This is a genomic window from Mesorhizobium sp. M2A.F.Ca.ET.039.01.1.1 (assembly GCF_003998035.1).
In the GTDB taxonomy this organism is placed as follows: domain Bacteria; phylum Pseudomonadota; class Alphaproteobacteria; order Rhizobiales; family Rhizobiaceae; genus Mesorhizobium.
In genome coordinates this window covers 1-4858 of the sequence record NZ_RZRY01000486.1, presented here as the reverse complement: position 1 = coordinate 4858, position 4858 = coordinate 1, and the positions used below count along the sequence as shown (strand labels likewise).

4 protein-coding genes are annotated in these 4858 nt (G+C 57.0%); all 4 read left to right on the top strand.

Translation table 11 applies throughout. The features are described 5' to 3' along the window. Window positions 1–16: 16 nt before the first annotated feature. Window positions 17–835, top strand: coding sequence for an ABC transporter substrate-binding protein (locus EOA24_RS27480; protein ID WP_281059901.1), 819 nt, complete (start codon window positions 17–19; stop codon window positions 833–835). Window positions 836–898: 63 nt separating this feature from the next. Then, the gene (locus EOA24_RS27475) at window positions 899–1945 is read left to right on the top strand and encodes an ABC transporter permease (RefSeq protein WP_126083800.1); all 1047 of its coding nucleotides are present in this window, start codon (window positions 899–901) and stop codon (window positions 1943–1945) included. 65 nt (window positions 1946–2010) lie between these two features. Beyond that, window positions 2011–2835, top strand: a complete 825-nt coding sequence (locus EOA24_RS27470; protein ID WP_126082613.1) for an ABC transporter permease — start codon at window positions 2011–2013, stop codon at window positions 2833–2835. Further along, window positions 2825–4480, top strand: a complete 1656-nt coding sequence (locus tag EOA24_RS27465; RefSeq protein WP_126082614.1) for an ABC transporter ATP-binding protein — start codon at window positions 2825–2827, stop codon at window positions 4478–4480. Before EOA24_RS27470 ends, EOA24_RS27465 begins: the two co-directional genes overlap by 11 nt. The last annotated feature ends 378 nt before the right edge of the window (window positions 4481–4858 follow it).

Sequence of the window (4858 nt, the reverse complement as noted above, 5' to 3'; positions counted from 1 at the left end):
CCTCTCAACCGGGGAAGTGGATTACATTGGCCGCGCCGATCTGAAGACACTCGGCATGTTGAAGCGCAACCCAAAAATCGAGATCATCGAAGTCACCGGCTACGGCCACTATACCTTGCCGATGAACGTCACTATGGCGCCTTTCGACAATCCGGATGTGCGCATGGCAATGAAATGGGCGATCAACCGTCAAGAGATAGCCGACAAGATTTTCCTCGGACACGCAACCGTTGCCAATGACAATCCGATCGCGCCGGCGATCAAGTTTTACAAGAACCCGGAGCCGCAACACCGTTTCGATCCCGAAAAAGCCCGCCACTATCTGAAGAAGGCGGGAATGGAAAAACTGAAGGTTGATCTCTCGGTCGCCGATGCCGCTTTCGCAGGTGCGGTTGACGCAGCGGCGCTCATTCGCGAGACGGCCGCACAGTGCGGCATCGACGTGAATGTGGTACGCGAGGCCGAGGACGCCTATTGGGACAATATCTGGCTCAAGAAGCCGTGGTGCGCTTCCTATTGGAGTGGTCGCGCGACAGCCGACTGGATGTTCACACAAGCCTTCGCAGCGGAATCCAGCTGGAACGAGTCATTCTGGAAGAATCCTCGTTTCAACGAATTGCTTGTTCAGGCGCGAGCCGAGACGGATGAGGCCAAGCGGGCCGACATGTATGGCGAAATGCAGCAGCTGACCCATGACGATGGCGGGAGCATCGTGCTGGTATTTAACAACTTCGTAAGCGCCAAATCCAAGAAACTAGGACATGGCGATGTGGCGCCCAATTGGGAAAATGACGGACTGAAGATGGCTGAGCGCTGGTGGATGGCGGAGGCGTAGGGTGTTTGCCAACTGCGTCGCTCGCCCTGCGGACGGCGCAATCTTGGGAATGCGCGCATGCGTTTGAATTCGGTCGCCAAAACGGTTCTACAGCGGTTAGGTCTCGGCCTGATTACCCTGTTCATTGTTTCGATCATCATCTTTTCGGCGGTCGCAATGCTGCCCGGCGACTTCGCCAAGGCAACGCTCGGTCAATCTGCCACCCCGGAAACAGTCGCGGCCCTTCAACACGAGATCGGCCTCGATCGCCCGCCAGTCGAGCGTTACTTCAGCTGGGTTGGCAAGATGGTAAAGGGCGACTTTGGATCCTCCTTCGCCAGCCGAACAGGTTACCGGCGCACCGTGGCGGAGATCATCGCGCCTCGTCTCTACAACACCATGTTCCTGGCGGTCATGACCGCTCTCATCGCGGTGCCGCTGGCGTTGGGGTTGGGGATTGTCGCAGCCCTATATCGCAACAGCTGGTTCGATCGGGTTGTAAACACGGTAACACTTACGACCATTTCGTTCCCGGAATTTTTCGTGGCCTACATGCTCGCCTTCCTGGTTATCTCGCGCGATACGTTTGCGGGCACCGAATTCGCCCGGTCTTTACCAGCCTGGCTGGCGATTTCGATCAACTGGACCCTTAACGTCGTACCGAAGTTCCCAACGCTGGCCAATATCAACGACGAGACCCCTTTCTGGGACCACGTCTGGCGTGCCGCTCTGCCGTCCATCACCCTCACGCTTGTCATCGTTGCTCACATGATGCGAATGACGCGCGCGGCTATTCTCAACATGCTTTCAAGCCCCTATATCGACATGGCCCGATTGAAGGGAATGGGGCCAATGGTTGTCGTCGTCCGGCACGCTTTGCCAAATGCCTGGGCCCCGATTGTGACGGTAGTGGCCTTCAATCTTGCCTATCTCATCGTCGGCGTCGTGATTGTCGAGGTGGTGTTCGTCTATCCCGGCGTCGGGCAACTGATGGTCGACGCCGTGAGGTCAAGAGACGTACCGGTCGTTCAAGCCTGCGCGCTTGTGTTCGCCGCAGCCTACATCCTGCTCAACCTGATCGCCGATATCATCTCCATCGCAACCAACCCGAGACTGTTGCACCCACGATGACAAGTGCAGAGCCTGTGATCCAGACCACCAGAGCGCGTAGGGTGAGGCGGACGCGCCGATCTCGCATGAGGATAGCGCTGAAAAAGGCCCCACTCAGCGCCTGGTTCGGTATGGGTGTGATCCTCTGCTACATTATCGTCGCGTTATTTGCGCCTCTGATCGCACCATATCGAGAAACGCAGGTCTTTAGCGAGGCATTCGCGCCCTGGAGCCACGAGTTTACGTTCGGCACCGACCAACTCGGTCGCGACATGCTTACACGACTGATCTACGGAGCCCGCAACACGATCGGCATCGCCTTCATCACAACTATTTTATCCTTCGCAGCGGGTGTGACGCTCGGCCTTCTCGCTGCAATGTACCGGGGCTGGCTGGATCAGCTATTGTCACGCGCCGTGGACGTGTTGATGTCGATTCCGAGCCTGATATTCGCACTGATGCTGCTTTCGATTTTCGGCTCCTCAATGGCCAGCCTCATCTTGATCATAGCTCTGCTCGATTCGACGCGCGTGTTCCGTCTGGCGCGAGCAGTTGGCCTGAACGTGGTGGTGATGGAATATGTCGAGGTCGCGCAGCTGCGGGGCGAAGGCCCCGCATGGATTCTCCGCAAGGAAATCCTGCCCAATGTTCTGCCGCCGCTCATTGCGGAGTTTGGTCTGCGATTTTGTTTTGTTTTCCTAACCATTGCAGCATTGTCGTTCCTGGGCGTCGGCATACAGCCGCCATCCGCCGATTGGGGATCGATGGTGCGGGAAAACGCGACGCTGATTACCTATGGCGATGTCACGCCGCTTCTGCCGGCGGGCGCCATTGCCCTCCTCACAGTAGCGGTGAACTTCGTCGTAGACTGGTTTTTGCATTCAACGAGCGGACTGCGTGATGAAAAGTAGCAATGTTATCGCGCGCGAAAGGGGGACAGATCTTCTCACGGTCCGCAATCTTCACGTTGAAGGCTTTTCCGGCGAGCGCTGGCACCCGATCGTGCGCGGCGTTGATTTCTCACTCAAACGCGGAGAAGTGCTTGGACTAATCGGCGAATCCGGCGCCGGAAAGTCGACTATCGGCCTTGCTGCAATGGGATATGCCAAGCCAGGATGCCGTATTACCCAAGGCTCCGTGGCCTTCGATGGCGCCGATCTTTTGTCAATGAGCGAAGCACGCCGTCGGCGCCTCCGGGGCTCCCGTATTGCCTATGTGGCGCAAAGCGCAGCTGCCTGGTTCAACCCGGCTCACCGGCTCCTCGATCAGACCGTTGAAACGGCGGTTGCGCACGGGATCGCCAGCCGAGGTGAGGCCAACCGTGATGCTGTGGAGCTTTATAAACGGCTCCAACTTCCAGAGCCTGAGACTATAGGTTTCCGGTATCCGCATCAGGTATCCGGCGGCCAATTACAGCGAGCCATGACCGCCATGGCTATGGCGTGCCGGCCCGACTTGATTGTGTTCGACGAGCCGACAACTGCGCTCGATGTGACGACTCAAGTCGAGGTTCTAGCGTCAATCCGCAGTATTGTTGAAGATTTCAACACTGCGGCGATATACGTGACGCACGATCTGGCCGTAGTGGCGCAGATGGCAGACCGGATCATGGTCCTGCGCCACGGACAAACTGTCGAGGAAGCGGGCACACGGCAGATGCTTGCAGCCCCCACCCAGGAATACACTCGGACGCTCTGGGCTGTGCGAAAGCTCGCCAAGCCAGAGATTGAGGCCCGGGACCATTTACTGATCATCGACAATGTAACCGCCGCTTATGCTGGAAGGGTTAAGGTGCTGGTGGACGTGTCCATCAAGGTTCCGCGTGGCCGAACGGTAGCGTTGGTGGGCGAATCAGGGTCTGGGAAATCGACGCTCGCCCGCGTCGTTACCGGTTTGCTGCCCGCTATTTCGGGCTCGATCTCATTTGACGCCCAGCCGCTTCCCCTGTCCTTAAAGCAACGCTCGAAAGATCTGCTGCGGCGTATTCAGATGATCTATCAGTCGCCGGACAGCGCGCTTAACCCTCGCCAGACTGTAGAGGACATAATCGCGCGTCCGCTTGAGTTCTATTTAGGCCTAAAAGGGGAGCAGCGCGACCGCCGGATCGGCGAACTCATGCATATGATCGAGATGGACGAAAGTTTCCTTGATAGGCTGCCCGGTGAATTGTCGGGAGGCCAGAAACAGCGGATCTGTATTGCGCGCGCGCTCGCTGCGAATCCCGAGCTCATCATCTGTGACGAGGTCACCTCGGCACTGGATCAAGTTGTGCAAGAAGAAATCTTGAAGCTTCTGATACGCCTACAGAGCGAACTCGGCGTCAGCTACATCTTTATCACCCATGATATCGCGACAGTAAGGGCAATCGCGGACGAGGTCGTCGTCATGCACCAAGGCAAGGTGGTGGAGCACGGTTCGAAAACCGAGATCCTGACATCACCTCAGGTTGCCTACACAGAACGGCTTCTCTCTTCCGTGCCGGCAATGGATCCGGATTGGCTGACGCAACTGCTGGCAAAACGGAAGAACCAAGGCATTCTGGACGTGGCCGGCTAAACAGCTCTGCGCATCGGATCAGCAGTCTCGAATTCCTATTCCCCAAGATAAATGGCACCAATGGCGAATAGCTCCGCGCCGTTATGTCCCAGCCGTTGAGGCCGTTGAGGTGAGGTTTGCAGCTTGCGAAGCGTCGAGAATATGCTGGCTGGAAGGTCCGCTTCATAGCTCAATCATCGCTAAACCGGAGTTCCGCTAACGGCCCCAAACCAGTCGCATTGATATCAGGTCAACAAAGCAATCAGTGCCGCTTTCTTGGCAGGTGACGGCTGACCCGATTGGATTGAATTAGCCCTCCTCGTGATCCTCAGGTTCGCCAGACCATACGAGAGAATACGAAGGAAACGGATTGGCGAACCAGCCAGTAACGTATTGATT

Excerpts from the sequence above, each read along its gene's own strand:
- EOA24_RS27470 (WP_126082613.1), top strand. The coding sequence starts at position 2,011 with ATGAGGATAGCGCTGAAAAAGGCCCCACTCAGCGCCTGGTTCGGTATG.
- EOA24_RS27465 (WP_126082614.1), top strand. The coding sequence starts at position 2,825 with ATGAAAAGTAGCAATGTTATCGCGCGCGAAAGGGGGACAGATCTTCTC.